This window comes from Psychrobacter sp. S4(2024) (assembly GCF_036861305.1).
In the GTDB taxonomy this organism is placed as follows: Bacteria; Pseudomonadota; Gammaproteobacteria; order Pseudomonadales; family Moraxellaceae; genus Psychrobacter; species Psychrobacter cryohalolentis.
In genome coordinates this window covers 407,658-426,361 of the sequence record NZ_JAZAQR010000001.1, presented here as the reverse complement: position 1 = coordinate 426,361, position 18,704 = coordinate 407,658, and the positions used below count along the sequence as shown (strand labels likewise).

The 18,704-nt window shown below is 42.1% G+C and carries 14 protein-coding genes; 2 read left to right on the top strand and 12 right to left on the bottom strand.

Annotated elements, in window-relative coordinates; genetic code table 11:
* The 6 genes from VLA57_RS01745 to VLA57_RS01720 all read right to left on the bottom strand — a co-directional run bounded on the left by VLA57_RS01745 (position 1) and on the right by VLA57_RS01720 (position 8,037).
* Positions 1–252 (bottom strand): helix-turn-helix transcriptional regulator, encoded by a 252-nt coding sequence (locus VLA57_RS01745; protein ID WP_333954157.1) that lies wholly within the window; start codon positions 250–252, stop codon positions 1–3.
* A 155-nt stretch (positions 253–407) separates the two neighbouring features.
* On the bottom strand, positions 408–1,238 hold the full coding sequence (locus VLA57_RS01740) for a hypothetical protein (protein ID WP_333954156.1): 831 nt from the start codon (positions 1,236–1,238) through the stop codon (positions 408–410).
* Between the two features lie 135 nt (positions 1,239–1,373).
* Complete coding sequence (locus VLA57_RS01735) at positions 1,374–1,676, bottom strand: hypothetical protein (protein WP_333954154.1); 303 nt, start codon at positions 1,674–1,676, stop codon at positions 1,374–1,376.
* A gap of 47 nt (positions 1,677–1,723) precedes the next feature.
* Positions 1,724–3,088, bottom strand: a complete 1,365-nt coding sequence (locus VLA57_RS01730) for a tyrosine-type recombinase/integrase (protein WP_333954153.1) — start codon at positions 3,086–3,088, stop codon at positions 1,724–1,726.
* A gap of 383 nt (positions 3,089–3,471) precedes the next feature.
* Complete coding sequence (locus VLA57_RS01725; protein WP_011514024.1) at positions 3,472–4,869, bottom strand: peptidylprolyl isomerase; 1,398 nt, start codon at positions 4,867–4,869, stop codon at positions 3,472–3,474.
* A 177-nt stretch (positions 4,870–5,046) separates the two neighbouring features.
* Positions 5,047–8,037 carry an LPS-assembly protein LptD gene (locus VLA57_RS01720; protein WP_442968859.1) on the bottom strand — a complete coding sequence of 997 codons (2,991 nt, stop codon included), beginning with the start codon at positions 8,035–8,037 and terminating at the stop codon, positions 5,047–5,049.
* 316 nt (positions 8,038–8,353) lie between these two features.
* Between VLA57_RS01720 and VLA57_RS01715 the strand changes: the two genes are divergently transcribed.
* Both VLA57_RS01715 and murU read left to right on the top strand, forming a co-directional pair.
* Positions 8,354–9,493, top strand: coding sequence for a phosphotransferase (locus tag VLA57_RS01715; RefSeq protein WP_133104443.1), 1,140 nt, complete (start codon positions 8,354–8,356; stop codon positions 9,491–9,493).
* Between the two features lie 84 nt (positions 9,494–9,577).
* Positions 9,578–10,306, top strand: a complete 729-nt coding sequence (murU, locus tag VLA57_RS01710; RefSeq protein ID WP_133104444.1) for an N-acetylmuramate alpha-1-phosphate uridylyltransferase MurU — start codon at positions 9,578–9,580, stop codon at positions 10,304–10,306.
* Between the two features lie 107 nt (positions 10,307–10,413).
* Here the strand turns inward: murU and VLA57_RS12550 are convergent, their stop codons facing one another.
* The 6 genes from VLA57_RS12550 to coq7 form a co-directional block, all read right to left on the bottom strand.
* Positions 10,414–10,530 carry a hypothetical protein gene (locus tag VLA57_RS12550; protein ID WP_020443792.1) on the bottom strand — a complete coding sequence of 39 codons (117 nt, stop codon included), beginning with the start codon at positions 10,528–10,530 and terminating at the stop codon, positions 10,414–10,416.
* Between the two features lie 62 nt (positions 10,531–10,592).
* A complete protein-coding gene (gene cydB / locus VLA57_RS01705; RefSeq protein ID WP_333954148.1) occupies positions 10,593–11,609 on the bottom strand; it encodes a cytochrome d ubiquinol oxidase subunit II in 1,017 nt (338 codons plus the stop codon).
* Entirely contained in the window at positions 11,609–13,102 is a 1,494-nt protein-coding gene (locus tag VLA57_RS01700; protein WP_020443790.1) for a cytochrome ubiquinol oxidase subunit I, read from the bottom strand. Before VLA57_RS01700 ends, cydB begins: the two co-directional genes overlap by 1 nt.
* A gap of 502 nt (positions 13,103–13,604) precedes the next feature.
* Complete coding sequence (locus tag VLA57_RS01695) at positions 13,605–16,214, bottom strand: esterase/lipase family protein (protein ID WP_333954147.1); 2,610 nt, start codon at positions 16,212–16,214, stop codon at positions 13,605–13,607.
* Positions 16,215–16,607: 393 nt separating this feature from the next.
* Entirely contained in the window at positions 16,608–17,762 is a 1,155-nt protein-coding gene (locus VLA57_RS01690; protein ID WP_133104447.1) for a tetratricopeptide repeat protein, read from the bottom strand.
* Positions 17,763–17,997: 235 nt separating this feature from the next.
* Positions 17,998–18,636, bottom strand: coding sequence for a 2-polyprenyl-3-methyl-6-methoxy-1,4-benzoquinone monooxygenase (gene coq7, locus VLA57_RS01685; RefSeq protein WP_263242467.1), 639 nt, complete (start codon positions 18,634–18,636; stop codon positions 17,998–18,000).
* Positions 18,637–18,704: the final 68 nt, after the last annotated feature.

Here is an 18,704-nt window from a genome sequence, read left to right as displayed (position 1 = left end):
TTACACCCCACTGGCAGAATGTTGGCGGTCAAGGAATGCCAAAAGGTCAGCATTCTTAAACATAGGAATGCCGTTTACATCTACTGGTTTGGGGAATTTGCCAACTTTCCACCAACGCCTTAGCGTTTGATGATGAAGTCCGATAAGTTCGGCTGTAGGCTTGATACGTGAATAGCCTTGAGGGTTTAACGGGGTAGGTTGCTCATCTCTAGCTTGGTTGCTGTCATTGATGGCTGGATTGGCTTGTGTCATAGAATATCACCTGTTAGTTAATGATTGATAACAGGTGATATAGTAGGATTATGTCCGTTTATGGGGAATATCCATACATTGCAAACAGTACTGCTTACTATGTATGTAGTATTGCTTACGATGGATATAGTAGTGTTTGCGATGCAAGCCCTACTTTAAGCGTTCGTGAAAATGTCTTTACGTGCTTTGCTTAGATGATCTCTAATGGTTTCATACTCTACTTCAAATTCATTGCGGTTGTTATAAATCCACATTGCCACATCTTTGATACTTTGCTTTTTACCTAAATCTTTTTGACGTTGCTTATCTAGCTCTAAATATTTTCGTCTTTGCTGTTCTACATGACCTTGCCATCTAACTTCATTTGCCTTTTGGGTTCTTTTGTTAATATCATCATGAATAAACTTTTTTATCCGTTCATCGGACGGCAAGGTGTTTCTTTCTATTGATGCACCATAAAAATATGCTGCGTTCATTATGCTTGATACTGCATTGTCTAAATCCTCTAACATGACATAAAACTGACCTAATAATGAGCTCAAAATTATGCTGTAACATAGGTCGGGCTGTAAGTAGCTATTTGGCTTTTCATGCAAGACTTCAAAAAATCGCTCTTTCCTGTTGATTTCAAATAGTTTGTCTATCATTTCATGCCTATCTAAAACCGTGTAGTTATTGAAAAAGTATTCCGCAATGGCATATTTAGCGTAATGGAATTTATCCATTAGTATTTCAGAGTATGCAGCCTCATCATCTCCATATTGTAGATCGCTATGTAATTCAAGTTGAAAGCGTGTAGCTTTTTCAAGCAAAGTGCTTTGATCTCTATCTGCACAATTAGAGAGAAGTAAGCCACCCCCTCTTTGAACCATAGCCACTTGAAGCATTAACCTGTCTTGTTTAGTTAGGTTATCTCCATCTAGAGCCTCAAAATATACATTCAACTCATGAAAACGTGAGTTTTTAATAAGTTCCATATCAATCATTGTTAACACCTTTACACCCTTGGTTTAAAATAGGTGCAAGGCAGTGATAGCTTAAAGGTGTGTAAATAGCTATCGTTCGGGTAATTAGTCCTAGCCTTGCATGGTCATTGTAGCGGTGTTATCCGCTAGATAGGGTTATGCTGTTAATCGTTTATCCATTCTTACAAGGCTTTGACCATACCCAGTAATTTTTAAGGTGATATTGTCATGCTTTTTAGATAGGCGTTGCACCTCTGTAACTGCCAACTCATAAGGTAACGAGTTTCTTAATATTTTGCCGCTATCTGTCTTAAGATTGATAGGCTCATCATCACGCAAAATAGAATAAGTAGGCACATACATAAAGCCGTCATATTCTGCACCATCAGGCGGTAGGTTATCCCAAAATGTGCGGTCATCTAATTGCTGGCGTGTTGGTTTGGTGTCTAGTGTCATCATAGTAATATCTCCATCGTGGTTAGTAGTAAGGTTATGCTAGGGCTGTTTTAGCCCTGCTTTTGTTCTGCATGTTTAAAGTTTGCATAGATAATATTGTCTATCTTGTCGGCTCGCATACTGTCTATATAATCCGCCCATTCATTCATCATCTTGGTTCTTACTTCGATAAACTTAAAGCGACTATATGCTTTACCGTACTTATTAATCATCTTGTGCCCTAGCTGCATCTCAGTTATTAATTCATCATAGCCTAGGCGTTCCATCTGCATTGTTTTTGCGCTGGCTCGAAAGCCGTGGGGCGTATGTATGTTTAGATAGGTTTTGCCGTCATTACCGTAATGATTGAGCGCGTAGTTAATCCTGCCAGTGGGTAGTATTCCTTTTTTATTCTTTGGGCTATGAAATACAAATTCATGGTTGCCCGTCTTTTTATGCTGTTCTTGCAATATGGCAATGGCTTGCGGTGCTAGTGGTATGGCTAATTCGTCCACCATGTCCTTACGTCCTTTGCCCTTTAGCGGCTCAAAATTCCATAGCTTAGCTTGAAAGTCTATATCAGCCCATTTCATACTGCATATATCGCCTACACGCGCATAGGTCAATGCTAATAGTTTTAGTGCTGTTATAGTGTCAGGCTGCCTAGGTGTCATTTGGTCAATATCTCTAAGCAACTGCCCAAACTCGCTTGGCGTGGTAATAGCTGGTTTTGGCTTATTGGTTGAAGGCTCTAAGCTTCTACTAGGGAATGCTCTTACTGGGTTTAGTTCTACCAGCCCACGATTGACAGCATGGTCAAAGACATAGTTCAGCACCGTTTTTGCGTCTTGTCCTACTTCTATACCGCGTTCATCTTGTAAGTCTTGGCAGAAAGTTAATAGGGTAGTCATTTTTAACTGGTCGATAGGTACACTAGCCAGCTTAGCATTGATGTATTTCAACATTCGGTTGTAAGTCTTTATTGTCGATTGGCTAGGTCTTTTGCCTACTGATAATCTACGCTCTAACCATTGTTCAGCGACTTTTTGAAAGGTGTTGTTATAGCCCGTTTCAAGTGCTTGTTTCTGTTGTTCGCGGTATTCTTTTGGGTCGATACCATCAGCTAATAAAGATAGGTTATCGTAATAAATTTCACGCGCACGTTTTAGACTGACAGCGGGGTATTCGCCTAGGGTTAAGCGTATTTGTTTATTCTTAATGAATGGGTGGGGGTAGAAGTGCCTAAACTCACGTGTGCCATTAGGTCTAACTCTAAGGTATAAGCCCTCACAGCCAGCAACTCTAACGCCATAATCCTCTTGCTGTAATGGTTTGGCTTTTATCTGCTTATCGTATTCGATTTGCTGCAGTCGCTCTAGGCGCTCAGCTTTGGCTTCATCTTTGATTGACGGTAAATGATTGTACTTGCTTGCCATGTCTTTCCCCTATCTAGAATGTACCAGTTATAATTGGTACATAGTTTGGTACATAGATAATTGCCGTTTAGACAAGTTACTACGCGTTACCATAGGTTATATGATACTGGCTAAATCCTTTATTTACAATAGGTTTGGGGATAATAAGGAGTATTAGAAGTTACTAGGGGTTATCAATAATATACCCTAGGTTCGGGGCTTTTCTTTGTGCTTAAGTTATTAATTTATATATTTTTACTCGTTCTTTTTATGCTTGAGCATTTATGTATCTGCTATTATTTTCAAGTAAATAACAAATCAAAAGGCATAGAAAAAGGATATACGCACTGGCATATACCCTTTTTTATAAAATACTTTGACTGGTTATTTAGTTCACTTGATCATTAACCAAGCACTTGGATATAAGCGCCAGCACGTAACTCTTGTAGCCAGTCTTCTTTGGCTTGTGGTGCTAGGCGTTGATATAGAGCTTGACGTGCCATAGTGCGACGATACTCATCGCTGACATCTTGTTGACGCTTACCTTCAACTTTAAGTATGTGCCAACCAAATTGCGTTTTAAACGGGGCAGAATAGTCACCGACAGCTGTGTTTTTCATCATTGCTTCAAACGGCGCAATCATTTGATCTTCACCAACCCAATCTAAATCGCCGCCGCGCCCTGCTGAACCAGGATCGTCTGAATACGTTGATGCTAGACTATCAAAGGCAGCACCATTACGTAGCTGACTATATAGGTCGTTAATTTTTTGCTCAGCAAGAGCATCTGTTTGTAGCTCATCAACTTTAACCAAGATATGACGAGTATTCCACTGAGGAACAAGCATGGTATCATTGGCTTTTTTATTGGCAAGCTTAATAATATCGATACCTTCAGGGGTGACTAAAGGCGCACTCACAGCGCCAACCTCAAGTTTGGTAATCTCGCTCGATAGCTCAGTTGGGAGGGCAGCGGCTTTATGAAAGCCCATATCACCACCTTGTAATGGGATAGGGTAGCTGCCTTGACTGGCTGCAATCGCTTCAGCGACATTGACATTTGGCACAAGAAGGCGTGTACGTAACTTTTGTGCCACTTTTAAAGCGTCATTACGCTGTGCCTCTGATAGGCGACTATAGTCATCCATATATGGAACACGGACATGGACTGTCTGATACTCACTTTGGTTCAAGCGTTTGGCTTCAGGTGATGCCAAAAATGCATCGATGTCCTGCTCGCTAATACGCACACGATTGGTGATTTGACGCTGTTGTAAGGCTTGAATAGCGGCATCTTCAATCAACTGCGCGCGCAAAGTCGCATAGCTGCCCGATTGCGCTGAGTCTAAACGCTGTTGTAAAGCGGCGATGCTATTTAAACCTTCTGCTTTTGCTATTTGTTCTAAGCGCTTATTGATAGACGCTTCATCGGGATTTAAACCAACACGTTTGATCAAGGACAGCTGTAGTTCGCGCAAAATAAGGGCGTTTAATACTTCTGACTGTAACTGTGCTGAATTGGCAATAGGTTCACCCGCAGCTTTTGCACGTGCCTGTGTCTGAGCAATGGCAGCAATGAGATCACTTTTTAAAATCGCATTTTCATTCACCAATGCAATGATGCCATCTGTACTATTGGCAGGCGTTAAACGAGCCACGTTGTTTTTTTGAGTCGTCGTCGCTTGCGCTTTTGCAGAGTTCACCGTTGCTGCTTGGGCACTAACGCTCATACCAAGAGCAGTCATTAAGCCCATCGATAGGAATACTGCTTGGCTTGTCTGGCGTAAAGAAAAAAATCTCATGATGCTCCTCATCAATGTCATTGCATCGGATGGTAATCGGTTAAATCCACTAGCCACTGCTTTAGCATCAAATAATGTTAATACTAAAATAGTGGCTAGGGTTGTTTATAATAGAATGCAAACCAGTTTATACCATACATACTAGGCTATAAATTAGGCTTGTCTCTTATCATGTTATTAGTCTTTCCATGCATTTTGAACAGGTTCAAAACCTAATACTTTATCAGCAAGTAAGCGTGTCAAACGGCTACTACCACTGCCAAGACCACTTAATCTTACTTCTGCCATAATCGCTTGTGTGGGTTTTTCAGCAATATTCAAGTCATTATAGTAACGACGACCATAAACCGCAAAGCCAAAACAGCAATCTTCATAATCGATCCCAATCAATGAATCGAGCATTTGGTTGCGATTATAGTCGTATTGACCTTGAGCCAGTACACGCCAGTTATTATTGATTGGGAAAACTGCTGACGCTGTCAATGCAGACAGTGGTAACTGGTTGGTATTTTCATCACGTTGACGTTTGATAAAACCTACATTAAACAAGCTATTATCAGATGGCTGGTAACGTAACTCAGTAGTAATATAATTTAAATCGTAGCTATTGGTCAGCGCGCCACTCACATCGACCCAGACATTATTATACGGCTGTGTGCTAGTATCCCAAACTAGCCCTGAAGAGGATGAGGTAAAGACAGGTTTTGTATTATCAAGCGTAACGCGTCCATCATCGAGATAAAATTGTTCACCAATGCTACCATCAAAACGTGTCACGCCCGTTGCATCGATGTAACGATAGTTAATACCTGGGGTAAAAGCATGTAAATCTTGTAAGCGATCATGCCCTAAAAACCAGCTGTCTGAGAATAACTGCTCATAGTTAATAGAGGCAATACGAGTATTAAAGTTAGGAATATCGTTTTGGTCTTTATAAGGCGAGTAAGTATATTTCAGGCGCGGGCTAAGTAAACGATAACCACCTAACGTGTCATCAAATGCGCCAAACGGTGAGCCGGCTTGATAAAAATGTAAACCTGCATCAATACTGGCTTGCGGGACAAACACTGACTGGCTGCCATCATCTTTATCCAGTGAATTGTCAACTAAGCTATCTTCATCATAAGTGGTAAACAGATGTTGTAAGCTTAGCTTTGGCTTGATATAACCCCATGAGTTCTCCATAGGATAAGATGCACTGAGTTTATTATAAAAACGTGTGCCACTTTTTTCATTCTCAGAACCATCATCGATAGATTTTTTAAAATAAGCGGAGTCACTGACGCCAGTGATATCAAAATGCTTTGCCCAAGGTAGACGGTAATCAAGTTTGAGCTGCGGTAGGCGCGAGTAAGGCTTGTCTTTATCTTGCAACATCTGCCCATTGTTATTCAACGCATCAAGTGTTTGGAAGGTTTCTACTTTTAGCTCGCCGTCGACATAGTCATTATAATAATTCAGTTGCGCTCGGCGCGGCAAGTTTAAGGTGTTATCTGATAAACCTAGCGTATCAAAATCATTAAGGTAGTCGGCATCAGATACGTAGCTGTATTTGGCCTCACCGCTTAGGCGTGGGATGCTGGTAGATGACCAATAATGATCATAGAACAAACTGCGGCGGTCTTCGCCATCGTATTCTTTATCATTAGGCAAGTACGAACCATTAAAGATACCCTCGCCATAATTTTCTGTTAAATAACGAAACTCTCCAGATAGCATAGGATTACGAGTGGTATAAATATGCGTGCTTAGCGTGGCATCATAGTTGGGAGCTAGGTTGAAATAATAAGGCACATCAATTTCAAGTCCGTTTTCGCTACTGATACTTGCATTAGGCAATAAGAAGCCACTACCGCGTCGACTGTCTATTGGAAAGTTAAAATAGGGCAGATAAAATACAGGCACATCAGCAATACGGAAGGTGGTATTGTAAGCTTCACCGCGTCCTGTCTCAGTGTCTAAATCTATGCTTTTGGCATCAAATTGCCACTTACGATTGGTCGGAGGGCAGGTGCTATACATGACCTCATCCAATTCATATTGGCTCTCATTCGGTCGGTTTAAGCGCTTGGCATAACCATGTGCTTGTAGCTCAACACTGGCAAAGGCAACATTTGTAGCAGTAGATTGCCCTGTTTCAGTATTATAATTCAAATTGTCAGCAACACCAATGAGACCACCTTGTGTTGCTTTATCAGTAAGGCTGGTTTTACCGTTTTGCTGAATGCGGTCTTGTTCCCCATTTACAGAGACATTGCCAGTAGCTTGGTCAGTAAACATCACTTTACCTTGCGCCGCTGCCACCCCGTTGCTTAAGTCCAATACGATTTTTTCAGCCTCAATATGCTGAGTCCCTTGGTCAATGATGACATTACCTGATAGTTCGGCATAATCGACATTATCATAGTAGCCATAATCTGACTCTGCAAATAGTGGCGCTTGATTATTGGGCAGACCATTTAAATTGGGTGCTGGTTGCCCACTACTGGCGCTTGCTTCATTAACAGCCCGTTGATAGTTAGGGTTTTTCTTAGGATAAACCCATTGTCCTTCACAGCGCGCCGCACTATCGACGGTATGTGGCAGCAAGCGCAGATTGCTACCTACGGTTGGGATATTAGTCGTTACAGGCGTCAAACTGTTTTGAATATTATTTTGTTCATCGTTTACGCTAGTGCCTGTATTGTTTGATGTTGCAACATTCGTATCTGGCGTCAGCTCATAAAATTCTGCTAAACGTTTAAGGCTTTCTTGAATACTCTCATCATTGGTATCAATTCGACGATTACCAGCTTTTGATGGGTTGCTTGTATTTACTGGGGCAACGCGGCTATCTTGGCTCGTCTTGGTACGATCGTTAATCGCAGTGATATTATTGTTATTTACAGCCGCGTCATTACCTAGAGTAGCATCACTACTCAAACTGGCTTTTTTATAGGCTGCTGACTGCTGACTGTCGCTTTGATAGCTGATGTCTTGATTGATTTCATTATTAAAACCAGCATCAGTTGTTACGTCATCGGCATACTGGTTTAAGCTATCAGTCACCAATGGCTCAGGCATTATCGAGTCAGTCTGATTGATAGCGGCACTAACGGTCAGGCTCGATAAGCCTAGCGCGCCAAATAAAATCAAACGGATGCTTTGGTAAAGCGGAGAATATAACAAGGGCACACCTATGATTTGTAGAGCCTATTGGATTGCAATAATCGTCTAGCAAGTCTGTTTTAGACAGCTACAGCGCTTTATAAACGAATAATAAATAATATAATCTTAAAAGTTGGGACGTTTTACATATAATGACGACTAATCATAGTCAAAAAAAACCAAATCAGCTACACTATTTATCAAATTATCAAAGTTTATTAGATAGCCATGCTATTTTTAAGACAACAGCGACTGTGCAATAAGCGCTCACCATTTTAGCAAGTATTTGTCCTACTTATCACTCATTTAGTCATTTACGACTTATATTTAACCTGCGATGCTTTTTATGACCGAAAAAACTATTACCGACGAACGAATATTAGAACTTGCGATACCTGCCATTAATACGCGCCAAGAGTCATTAGAGTGCTGGTTAAAGCAAGTGTTCGAGAATCAAACCTTTACCCTTGAAAGCTTACCAGGTGATGCCAGTGCTCGCCGTTATCACCGTATTCAGCTAGTAGCTGGTGGTACGGATGATACGACAAAAATAGCGCGTTATATTGTCATGGATTCGGCTGATGAGCAAGACGCGATGCAGCAGTTTATTAATGTGGCAAAGCTCATGTCGCAAGCCATCAATGTGCCGACGCTGATCGCGCAAGATGTGACAAAAGGCTTTTTGGTCTTGCAAGATTTTGGCGCGGTAGAGTTCGCTCATTTATTAGTTGGTGCTACGCCTGCGCAAGTAAATGACTACTATCAATTAGCGATGCAGACACTAGTTGCGCTGCAACAGATACCGGTAGAGACAGCAAAATCTCAGCATCAATTGCCTGATTATGATGCCGCAATGCTCAACCGTGAAATGGATTTATTTAGCGACTGGTTTATTCCACATATCGGAGTGACACTTGATACGTCATTATGGGAAAACCTAAAATCAGCCTTGATAGAAGAGATTCTATTACAACCCCAAGTCATCGTCCATCGTGATTATCATAGCCGCAATTTGATGCAGGATCAGGCAGATAACACGCGATTAGGGGTGATTGACTTTCAAGATGCAGTGATTGGCGCGCATAGCTATGACTTGGTATCATTGCTACGTGATGCCTATGTCGAATGGTCAGAGCCGCAAGTAACGCAGTGGATTTCTGATTTTTGGCAATTGCAAAAACAAGCAGGGCTATTAACAGCAGACAATGCTGAGCAACTTGAAAGTCAGGTCAATATCATGGGCGTACAGCGGCACCTAAAAGTGCTTGGTATTTTTATCCGGCTTTATGAGCGCGATGGTAAAAGTCGTTATTTAGCGGATATTCCTAAAGTCATGCGTGATTTTCTTTTTGAATTAGAATGGCTAAGTACAAAAGGCAGTGCGCGTCTGCAACAAGTCGTTTTGCCATTTAATCAATGGATAATGGATACAGTATTGCCTGCTTATCAAACCAAATTTGTGCAGCAATATATTTAACGCTCATATATTTAATGCCAATGTATTCAAAGCTATTAATTATCAGTCGCCTCGTATAAATTTCGCCAAGAATAAGGATTATCTATGTCGGTAATAACGCAAGCCATGATTTTGGCAGCCGGTAAGGGTACGCGCCTGCGTCCATTAACTTTAGAGACACCAAAGCCGTTAGTGGAAGTAGGTGGGCAGTCACTTATTATTTGGCATATTAAAGCGCTACAAGCCGCTGGTATTACTGATATTACGATTAATGCCTCTTGGCTGGCTGATAAGTTGATGGATACGCTTGGCGATGGCACGCAGTTTGGCGTACAGTTGCATTGGTCACTTGAAGCAGATGAGCCATTAGAGACAGCAGGTGGTATTTTTAAAGCGCTACAAACTGGAAAGTTGAAAAATGAACCATTTATCTTAGTCAACTCTGACGTATGGACGACGTTTGATTTTAGTCAGTTGGTCACGTATGAGCTAAGCGCAGACCAGCGCGCCCATTTATTGTTGATTGATAATCCTGAGCATAATGAGGGTGGCGACTTTGCTATTAATAATGGTTTGGCAAGCGAGAAGGCCATTGGTGACGCCGATAAATATACTTTTGCTGGCATCAGTGTTGTGTCGCCACAATTGGTTGATGGCTTGGTGTCAGGTCAATCTGCCGCCCTTGGACCCTTACTTAGACAAGCAATGATAAAATTCCAAGTAACGGCTGAGATCATGCATGATAATTGGATAGATGTTGGCACGCCTGAACGCCTAGAGCAGGTAAATACCTTTATAGAAAATAAAGGTGTAAGCGAACATTGCGGTGCTTAATCTATAATATCTAGTAGTAATAGGCCATAAAAAACCGCAGCGCTAATTATTGATTAGCGCTGCGGTTTTTTATGAATAGCTCATGGGATAACTATTTATATTATACGTTATACGCCCATTGCCAATTTAATCAGCTGGGCAATGGTAAAAATCGTCAGAAAACCTGCGATATATAAACCAATAAACCATGCCCACTGAGATTGTTTTTTACTAAGATTTTTCATGATATTCTCCTAAACAGTGTTCTCCTGAAAACTATAGGATATAGAATACTGCTCAATAGCTATTAATACATGTGCTCGTGATCCGTTTTACCTTTAAACGTATAGTAGGCAAACGCGGTATAGCTCAAAATAATGGGTAGCATAATGCCAGCACCAATAAGCATAAATGATAATGAAGTATCTGCTGCTGCTGCCTCATAAATGGTCATTTGATACGGCACGATGTAAGGGAAAATCGCAAAACAAACACCGATATAACCCATCAAAAATAGCACGACGGTCAATAAGAACGGACGATATTCACGCTCTGAGGTCAAGTCTTTACGCATAAAGAAAAATAACGCCAAGACGATAATCGGTATCGGTGCAAGATACAATAACCCTGGGAAACTAAACCAACCTTCAAGCGCATCAATGTCTGAGAAATACATAAAGGCAGTCACGACAATCATTGCGATTACCAATGCTGATAGCATCCAACCAGAAACTTTACGCGCCCAAACTTGCAGCTTATGCTCAGTCTTAATAATCAACCACGTCGAGCCAAGCAGCGCGTAACCGATAATCAGAGCGATACCGCAGACCACAGAGAATGGCGTGAGCCAATCAAAAGGGCCGCCGGTATATAAACGATTACTTGCCTCTAATCCTTGTACCAACGCGCCAAGCATAATCCCTTGGAAGAAGGTAGCAACCACAGAACCGATAAAGAAAAAGGTATCCCATACATAGCGATGTGAGGTTGCTTTAAAACGGAACTCAAATGCTACGCCGCGCATAATCAAACCGAACAGCATAAAGGTCACCGGCAGATAAAGCCCTGTCATAATAATGCCATAGGCGACTGGGAAGGCGGCAAATAAACCACCACCGCCCAATACTAACCATGTCTCATTACCATCCCAAAAAGGGGCGATAGAGTTCATCATGCGGCTACGATTTTTGTCGGAACCCGCAAACGGGAATAAAATACCGCAGCCCAAATCAAATCCATCAAGTAACACATAAACGAAGACAGCTAAAGCAATTAAGCCGCCCCAGATGAGGGGTAAATCTAATACGTTACCAAAGTTAAACATTAGCGTAATCCTCCATCTTCGACGTCATCGGCAGGCTGATCCAAATCTTCTACTTTCTCACTGGCATTGCTATCACCGCTTAACGTGCGACCTTGACCTTCAGTGATAGAGTGCTCATAGAAGTTATCATCAGCAGGGTCTTCATACGGCTGTGGACCCTTTGCAATCAAGCGTAAAATATAAAAACTCCCTGCACCAAACACAAAGACATATAGTACGATAAAGCCAATCAGTGTCGTTGCCACTTGTTGTGCCGCAACCGGAGACATGCTTTCTGCCGTGCGAATGACGCCGTAAACTGTCCACGGCTGACGACCGGTTTCAGTGACGAACCACCCAGCAAGTAGGGCGATAAAACCCATCGGGGTCATCATCATCCATAAGCGGTGGAACCAGATACTGTCAGAATTAAATTGTTGTTTTTTGAAGTATTTATATAGACTAAATAGTCCCACCAATACCATCAGCATACCAATGGCAACCATAATACGGAAAGCCCAAAAGACAATGGGAACGAATGGTCGATCTTCTGGTGCCCAGTTTTTAAGGCCCTTCACTTCTTTATCAAATGAGTGAGTTAAAATTAAACCGGACACATAAGGTATTTTAACTTCATAGTGATTTTTTTCTGCTTTTTGATCTGGAATGCCGAATAATACCAGCGGTGCACCGCGCTCATTTTCCCAAAGCCCTTCCATCGCTGCGACTTTGACAGGTTGATGCTCTAATGTATTAAGCCCATGCATATCGCCGATAAGTACTTGTGCTGGGGCAACAAAAATCGCCATCACCATCGCCATACCGAGCATGACACGACCGTGTTTGCGATGTTCAACATGTTTTTTGGATTGTAGATAATACGCACCGATACCGCCAATAACAAAAGCAGTCGTCAAGAAAGCCGCGGTCATCATATGGGCATAGCGATAGGGGAAGGAGGGGTTAAAAATGATTTCTAACCAGTTGGTGGGATACAGTAGACCATCTGCGCCAACCATAAAGCCTTGTGGCGTCTGCATAAAGCTGTTAGCAGCCAAAATCCAGAACCCTGATATCAGCGTACCGATAGCGACAATCGCCGTTGAAGCAAGGTGCATACGTTTACTGACACGACCCCAGCCAAATAGCATAATCCCTAAGAATGAGGCTTCTAAAAAAAAGGCGGTCAATACTTCATAAGCAAGCAAGGGACCCAGCACGTTACCCGCTTTATCGGAAAACACTGCCCAGTTGGTGCCGAATTGGTAGGACATTACCACGCCTGACACGACACCCATTCCAAATACCACGGCAAATATTTTTACCCAGTGTTTGTAGACTTCGGCATAGATAGGCTCACCAGTTTTTAACCAGCGAAACTCTAAAACGGTCAAGAAGCTGGCAAGTCCGATTGAAAAAGCTGGAAAAACAATGTGCCATGAAATAACAAAAGCGAACTGGATACGCGCAAGCATCAGCGCATCAAGCTGGTCAATCATAAATGTAGCGAACATAAGCGGTTACCCTTATATTTTAGCTGAATAGCGCTTGCTTCCATGTTACGCTGAAATCATTGTTCGTAGCTGTCCGTCGATACGGATGTCAGTAGGATAATAAGTGTTACGAACAATAGTCAATGTAAACTGGCTATCGTTGTCATTTAGACAACACCTTATCTATGATAATCTAAGCACTACTATTTAGTTAAAGTAAATAATTTATGTCCTTATAAACTATAAGATATGTCTCTTATGGCATTATTAAAATATTTTCTATTTCAGCATTATGCGCCTGAGTCTGCTTACGCGCAAGTTGCTATCCAGCCATATCACGCACCTATTGGTCACAAATGATTAACAATGTAATATTGTGCTTTTCAAGCCATGGCTATTGTTTAAGTAAGGTTATCAATAGATACAGAACAGTAATATAAAACAATACTTTTTAATAATATTTTTTTGCTATCTATTGTAAAAAATCTACTGTGAAAATAACCAACCTGTCATTCAGTTTGAGCTATTGCTGTAATTGTTTATGCAATATACGTCGCAAGGTCAGAATGGTTTGTGGATTTTCTTGGATACTATGGCCGCCATTGATAACCGTCTCAGACGCTGCACCATCAAGATGCGCACTGGTATAGGGGACGATACCATCTGACAAACGCTCAGTTAATGCTTGACTAATTTCTTCATTGACGATAACAGCAGCGACCAGTGCTTCAGGTGGCAAGGTATCTGTCTTAGCAGTCACATCTTTTGCAGTCTCTCCATCAACTACGGCAGCTGAAACGTTTAAATTATCTGAGTTTTCTACATTGCTGGTACTACTGGTATCGACAGTCTCAATCACGCTATCGTCATCTTCTATGACTGCTTGCGACAAATCAAGTTTGACGCCTGCCGGCTGCATTGCTGCCAGACCTCTTGTGATATCAGAATCGTTATTGGCAATGATCGAATGATAAGTAATACGTTTGTTGATGCTAATGTCTTTGGTTAATTGAATAAAAGAAGACTTGTCGCTCAATTGACTAGCACCATTTTGCAGGTATAACGCCCCTAGAGGGTTATTCGCCAAGTCGCCTTTTATAGCAATGGTTGCCAAATTGTCCGTAACAGTTTTTACTAAGCCCACCGGCAGATAAATAATGCGGCGTAGCGCACGGGTAAACCAGCGATCGGCATAGTCAGTACCTTGGAATGGCGAAGATAAAAAGACTGCTGTATCAACTTGCGGTAGCGCCTTTAATTCAAAACGGTTGCGTAGCTCTTTATTGGTAAGTGCTTGCTTGAGCATGGCGTCAACCTGACGCTGGCTGCTGTTGGCTAATAAACTGTTATCGTCTAATGCATCCAGATTATTCGCCAAATTATCATCAGATAACATCATGCGAGCAATGATGCCGCCCATGCTATGGCTAATAATGACGCTGTTCTTGCTGGCAAGATTTGTCCCTGTAGGATCTGTTTGCTGATAAGTGGCAGTGATTAATTTTTGGATTTGATAGCGATTTTCTAAAATAGGCAGATTGGTCGGATAGAAAATCTGCCATACCTGATAGTTATTACGTAATTTATCATCATTAAAAATATCGTTGGTCAAATTGACCCACGTTGCCGGACTTGATGCCAGACCATGCAGCATGATAATCACGCGTTTATTAGGGTCATAGGGCTCAAGCATAAAAAGTTTGGGTAAACTGGCTTCTTTTTGACGGGTAATAAGGTTTAGATAGCCGACACCATCGAGCTGATTTTCTGCTAACCAGAGTCCATAACCGGCAGAGAAGTTGGCGGCCAGTGGATAGTCATCACCTAAGATAGAGGCGCTCTCGCTGCGGTAAGGGTTATATAAATGGATATCTAGCTGCTCGCTACTTAGGGTGTCGAGTACGCTAGTGCCCGTAGGTTTAATCAGTCCTGTCATCAATAGATGCCCAGTAGGATAAATGCGTGAGCTGGCATCTTCTTCTTGAGCAATTTTTGCGGCGTTGCTTGTGCTATTGTTGCCAAGTCTGCTATTAGCCGCTTCTTGACCGATTTGACCTGAGAGCGAAGAGAGTAATAATTGACGAATAGTGGTGGTATAGCGATCGTCCAATGACGCTACCAAACTGATACCTAAACCCGGTCGCTTGCTAATGGAGTTTAGCCCCGACAAGCGCAGCTCATAAGTAGACACTAAGTCTGCTAGCGCAGAATTTTTCTCATTGGCATTTTTAAGATAGTTGTTTTCATTTGGCAAATACACATTTAAATGATAGTTGTCTACTTGCACCTTCATTACTTTGACTTGATCGGTTGGCTGTCCTTTGACGGGTGAACTATTGGCGATGGCTGCATTGACGGCAAGCTCACTACTATCACGCCTGCTGGTATTAGCGGTCGTGGCAAGATGCTCTACTTTTACATTGCGCATCAATTGGTTCATGTCGCCTGTTGATTGATAAAGCTGAGTAATAACATCATTGCTCGCGGCATTATAGATATCTTGAGTTTGGATATCGATATCGCTTGGGATACGATTTTTTGCCCGTCCGCCACTTACTTTTTCATCGGCTCCTTCAAAATCATGCTCTAGACTGTCATAGAATAAGTAGGTATAGCTGGATTTGATGGCATCAAAGAGACGCTCTTGATAGTCGATTAAACATATCTCGGTTTTGCTCTGCTGCGCTTTAGCTTCAGCATCATCTAAAGGTGCATTGGCATAATAGGGATCAAGTGGCGGACGGGCAAGCGCATTGCTACAGCTCTTTGAGGTAGCGAGTTGGCGCGCTTTTGCATAGTGTAACTCTGAAAAGGCGGCCAGTGCTGGGCGATAGTGCCTATTAAGCATGCTATCAGCAAGCTGTGTTAAGCAAAGCTCAAACTGCTGCATACAGGCTTGCTCATTGAGCCCTGCTGACAATAATAATGATGCCGTATCACTACTGAGCTTGTTATCAGTGACAATATTACCTCGCTGCGCCGAAATCGTCTTGGCAGAGGCCTGTCTATTGACAGAGACCGTGCTACAGGCAGGTAATATTGCCATAGCTGATAGCAGTGCCAATACAGCCAAAGGCATCTTATTTTTATGAGTGGCTTTTGGCGCATTATTGACAGGGTCGGCGAAAATCATAGGTAATTCCAGTGAATAATGGGCAGGCATGTATTATCAAATAGCAATTATATTAGGATGAGTGTAGCGGAAGTTTGGTGCTTCGACTATCGTATTTATCGCCTTATATTCAAATTTTGCTAAACTTACTGGATACGACGCTAGAGAAAATAGCCTTACTGAAAAGATAGAATAATAAAGAAGGACAGCGCTTCAAATAAAAGTGAATGTAAGAGCATGATGATATTTTATTTGACGTTCATAATACGCGTTTATATTTGGTACAAAAAAGCGCCTTAGTTTTATATCGTTAATTTCTCAATATAAAAAAAGGCGCTAGATTTTTAATTTTTAACTATGTTTATCTAATATTGATGACGTATTTGTCATACATCATCTTTATAAGGTTTTGATTTACATATTTGGTTTGATATTTGATGCTGGTATATCCCAAATATAAAACTTACCGTCTTCGATTAGCTTGATTTGCTGACGGATAACCGTATTGTCTGGGACTTTCTGCTCTAAACGACGCAAACGCTCTAGCGCTTTTTCACGGCGATCACTCAAGACATCCGATTGTGCCAAGCTTTGCTCTGCTTCGGTATAACCTAAGCTAACCGCTTGATCAAGATACTTTTGACCTTCTTTGAAACCACCGCCTTCTGAGAGCATCATGCCATATATAAAGTTGGCTTCGCCGCTATCCGGTTTGATTTTGATGGCACGGTCAATATATTGCCCACCACGTACCGTATATTCTGACCCTAAGTCTAAGTTACGTCCCATACCATTTAGCTTAGCAGCACGCAGTAACACATCGTAAGAAGCCTTAGGCGATTTGGCATAAGGTTCAATCCAGTCAGTTAGTACTTTGATTTTTTCACGAGCGTAATGACGCTGGGTGCGGTTAGGGAAGTTTGGTGGATAATGGCGTGCATATGGTGATGTGTCTTTAATAAAATCATCGAGTAGACTGACATCCAATTTGTCTGTACCAAGACCGGTTTGCTGCGCTATCAAGATGGTAGGTATAAAGCTGATGTCTGAAAGTTGCACTTGTGGCGTTGGAATGTTTGACAGCTGACCACCACGTAAATCGATACCCGTTGCAACCATCGGTCCACGCTCATAAACCCGTGTCGTCCCTGTAAGCTCAGTATTCTGATTGGTTTGGATGGCTTGATTTTGGATAGTACTTTGAGGCGCACGAGTGGGAGTGGGCTGTGTATTGTTTATTTGAGTATTAGTAACTTGGGCACTGCTTTGTTGATTCGTATTGATATTTGCTTGAGCACTCACTTGTGCTGCAGTACTTGTTGCCACTTCTGGTTGAACATTGATTGCTGCCTGAGTAGCACTGACAGCTGCATTCGGTCTAGCAAGACGAATCACTCGTTTGCTTGAGTCAATCGCGCTCGGTACAGAAGTAGTTGCAGTCGCTGAAGCATCAACTTCGGCAGCATTCACAGGCGCAGATAACATCATGGCACAAGCTGCGGCCAATGCGGTTAAAGTCGCAAACTTAGGCGATTTTTGAGAGTGGGTCGGTTGACTGATGGCGTTCATAAAGATAGTTACCTTATTTAATCGTTGTTTTGTCTATTTGGTCGTTATTGATAAATCCATTGCTTAATAGCTGCTTGATATCTGCTAGACATTGACGTTGTACTCATATAGTTATGGCAAAATCGTACAGTTTTTTATACCCTAGCAAATTAATCTCAATACGAACAGTAGTAGGAGTGTTAAAAGTCATTACTGAGGCATTTTTTGCTGCCCTGTGTTTGTCAAAGTAAATCAATCAAAAATGATAAGCCGTGGCTTTCATGCGGTTTGCCATCCAGCGCATGGTATGACGCATGAGTGGCGACAATGCAGCGCCACCATTGGCAAGTGCCAACTCACGATGGTGTAATTCCTCGCTATCCATTTGTGCCAATATCTCTTTTGAGCGCTGATCTTGTGGGGGCAGTTGTCCAATATGATCTTGCAGATGTTCGCTAACTTGTGCTTCTGTTTCAGCGACAAACCCCAAGCTAAACTCGTTAGAGATGGCACCTGCTACTGCGCCGAGACCAAAAGACATGCCATACCATAAAGGTGTAAACACACTTGGATGACTACCAAGCTCGCTTAGACGCGTCTCACACCAGACCAGATGGTCGACTTCTTCTTCGGCAGATTGCTGCATGGCTTGTTTGACACTATTATCTTTTGCCGTAAATGCTTGCCCATGATACAGCCCTTGCGCGCATACTTCTCCGGTATGATTGATACGCATCAGCCCTGCAACGTGCCGCGATTCTGTAATACTCAGCTCAGGAATCTCATCACTACTCACAGGAAGAGGGCGAGTACTCGGATTGGAATGCGGTACGACTGCTCGCAATGCCTTGTCTACCCCAAGCAGTAATTGATCGATTTTAGATAAGGAACGCAAAGCCATGATTCACTCCTGATGGCATTATTTATTATAAATGACGGGCTGCTATGAGCCTTTTAGAGCGC